This is a genomic window from Kluyvera sp. CHPC 1.251, assembly GCF_036759945.1.
GTDB classification, from domain to species: domain Bacteria; phylum Pseudomonadota; class Gammaproteobacteria; order Enterobacterales; family Enterobacteriaceae; genus Kluyvera; species Kluyvera sichuanensis.
In genome coordinates, this window is record NZ_JAPKIC010000001.1 from 1 (window position 1) to 2,770 (window position 2,770).

The window sequence follows — 2,770 nt, forward strand, 5'->3', positions numbered from 1 at the left end:
AACCGCCGACCCCCTCCTTGTAAGGGAGGTGCTCTCCCAGCTGAGCTAATCACCCCCGCTGTGTGGAGTCGCATTATAGGGAGAGTTGAAAATGAGTCAACGCCTTTTATAAATAATTTATCTGTTCGTCGTAAAATTAGACGATGTGATCGCAAAACACGCTATGGTGTATGAATTCTATGCAAAAAATGCAAACCACACGCTTGCGGTGGGAACAACCGAGTGGGAGTGATAGAATATTGCCCACTTCTATTTCCAGGATTTGCCGGTTGTCGGCATGTTTATAAACGTAAGGCCATTTCATGAAAATCAAAACTCGCTTCGCGCCTAGCCCGACTGGCTATCTGCACGTCGGCGGTGCTCGTACTGCTCTTTATTCCTGGCTTTTCGCACGTCACCATAAAGGTGAGTTTGTGCTGCGTATTGAAGACACCGATCTCGAGCGCTCAACGCCGGAGGCCATTGAAGCCATCATGGATGGTATGAACTGGCTGAATCTGGAGTGGGATGAAGGCCCGTACTATCAGACTAAACGTTTCGATCGCTACAACGCGGTAATTGATGAAATGCTGGAAGCAGGCACGGCATATAAATGCTACTGCTCCAAAGAGCGTCTGGAAGCGCTGCGTGAAGAGCAGATGGCCAACGGCGAGAAGCCGCGTTACGACGGTCGCTGCCGCCACGGTCACGAGCATCATGCTGATGATGAGCCGTGCGTCGTGCGTTTTGCTAACCCGCAGGAAGGTTCCGTTATTTTTGACGACCAGATCCGTGGGCCGATCGAATTCAGCAACCAGGAGCTGGACGATCTGATCATCCGCCGTACCGACGGTTCCCCAACCTACAACTTCTGTGTGGTTGTTGATGACTGGGATATGGAAATTACCCACGTTGTGCGTGGTGAAGACCATATCAACAACACCCCGCGTCAAATCAACATCCTGAAAGCGCTGAACGCGCCGGTACCGGTTTACGCGCACGTGTCGATGATCAACGGTGACGATGGCAAAAAGCTGTCCAAACGTCACGGTGCGGTCAGCGTCATGCAGTATCGCGATGACGGCTATCTGCCGGAAGCGCTGCTGAACTATCTGGTACGTCTGGGCTGGTCCCACGGTGACCAGGAGATCTTCACCCGTGAAGAGATGATCGAGTTCTTCTCTCTGGGCGCGGTCAGCAAGTCCGCCAGTGCGTTCAACACCGACAAACTGCAGTGGCTGAACCACCACTATATCAATACGATGGCGCCGGAATACGTGGCGACGCACCTGCAGTGGCACATTGAGCAGGAAAATATTGATACTCGGGTGGGTCCGCAGCTGAGCGAGCTGGTGAAACTGCTGGGCGAGCGCTGCAAAACCCTGAAAGAGATGGCGCAGAGCTGCCGTTACTTCTACGAAGACTTTGCAGAGTTCGATGCGGACGCTGCGAAGAAACACCTGCGTCCGGTTGCGCGTCAGCCGCTGGAAGTGGTACGTGATAAAATCTCTGCCATTACCGACTGGACCGCTGAAAACGTTCACCACGCGATTCAGGCGACCGCCGATGAGCTGGAAGTGGGCATGGGTAAAGTCGGTATGCCGCTGCGCGTAGCGGTGACCGGGGCAGGGCAATCACCAGGCCTGGACGTGACCGTTCATGCGATCGGTAAATCCCGTAGCATCGAGCGCATCAACAAGGCGCTGGCGTTTATCGCTGAGCGTGAAAGCCAGCAGTAATCGGCGTTCAGATGTAAAAAAAGCGGGGAAACCCGCTTTTTTTATACCTTATCGTTCTGGTCACCCAGCCCGAGTCGCGACAGAAAGCCGCAAATGCCTTCACGGGCCAAAAGGCGGTGCAAACGCTCTTGCTCCAACTGCGTCATGTTGTTCTGCAATACGTCGCTAATTTGCCGCCAGACCGCATCTGAAGCATGGGCCGTGTAGCTGCCTGCGGGTTCATCAATTTGGTTTTCGTTGGGCAACTGGCGGAAAGCTGGCGTATTCACCAGAAAATCCATCACTTCATCGGTGATAAAGATAAGTCGTGCACGGCCGCCTTTAATGCCGGGCATCGGTTCGGTATGCCACTCTTTTTCACGAATCCAACGGTTGATAGTCTGCCGGGTCATCCCAAGCATGTCGGCCAGCTCTTCCGTGGACATTTTTGCGGGAAGTTTTTTCATAGACACTGTTTAACCGCGAATTCCTAAACGTTGCAATAAACCGCTAATCCCTTCCCGTAGCAGCAGTGATGTGAGCTGTTTCTGCTCAGCCTCGGTCATTTCATCAACCAGCGTCAGCAGCAGCGTATGGAAAGGATTATCGCTACCGTTCACCGCATAGGGCGCCGAAGACTCAGAGGCGCGCTGGGCGCTATGGATAAATTCCATCACTTCGTCGTTAACGTGTACCAGACGGGCTTTTCCTCCCTGGACGCCGGGACGGGGTGACGTTTTCCAGCCCTCTTTACGTACCCATTTGTTGATGGTTTGTCGGCTGTATCCCGTCAGATGAGCAATCTCCTCCGGCGTCATTCGTTCCTTGAGCATACAATTTCCTGAGTCGCAGTGTGGGAATTACAGGTCCATGTTATAGCATCGTTTTATGAGAAAACGTGACAGGTTTAACTCCAACCTGCGAGGAGACGAGCAATATGGCGCGTTTGCCTGCTTTTTCAGCGATTAGAACTATTTCGTCTATTTTGCCGTTGACACTGTGTTAGGGAATTCATATTATGCCGCCCGTCAACACGACAGCTTTACGTTGGGGCTATAGCTCAGCTGGGAGAG

The 2,770-nt window shown here is 52.7% G+C and carries 3 protein-coding genes and 1 tRNA gene (1 of these 4 cut by a window edge); 2 read left to right on the forward strand and 2 right to left on the reverse strand.

Features of this window, described 5'->3' with window-relative positions; genetic code table 11:
• Positions 1-302: 302 nt before the first annotated feature.
• On the forward strand, positions 303-1,718 hold the full coding sequence (gltX, locus tag V6940_RS00005; protein ID WP_185669497.1) for a glutamate--tRNA ligase: 1,416 nt from the start codon (positions 303-305) through the stop codon (positions 1,716-1,718).
• A gap of 41 nt (positions 1,719-1,759) precedes the next feature.
• Here the strand turns inward: gltX and V6940_RS00010 are convergent, their stop codons facing one another.
• Positions 1,760-2,164, reverse strand: coding sequence for a YfeC-like transcriptional regulator (locus tag V6940_RS00010; RefSeq protein WP_333494363.1), 405 nt, complete (start codon positions 2,162-2,164; stop codon positions 1,760-1,762).
• Between the two features lie 9 nt (positions 2,165-2,173).
• Positions 2,174-2,530 carry a YfeC-like transcriptional regulator gene (locus tag V6940_RS00015; protein WP_185669499.1) on the reverse strand — a complete coding sequence of 119 codons (357 nt, stop codon included), beginning with the start codon at positions 2,528-2,530 and terminating at the stop codon, positions 2,174-2,176.
• A 216-nt stretch (positions 2,531-2,746) separates the two neighbouring features.
• Here V6940_RS00015 and V6940_RS00020 point away from each other — a divergent pair.
• A tRNA-Ala gene (locus V6940_RS00020) sits at positions 2,747-2,770 on the forward strand (it continues 152 nt past the right edge of the window).

Coding starts and splice junctions, on each gene's coding strand:
- gltX (WP_185669497.1), top strand. CDS start 303: ATGAAAATCAAAACTCGCTTCGCGCCTAGCCCGACTGGCTATCTGCAC.
- V6940_RS00010 (WP_333494363.1), bottom strand. CDS start 2,164: ATGAAAAAACTTCCCGCAAAAATGTCCACGGAAGAGCTGGCCGACATG.
- V6940_RS00015 (WP_185669499.1), bottom strand. CDS start 2,530: ATGCTCAAGGAACGAATGACGCCGGAGGAGATTGCTCATCTGACGGGA.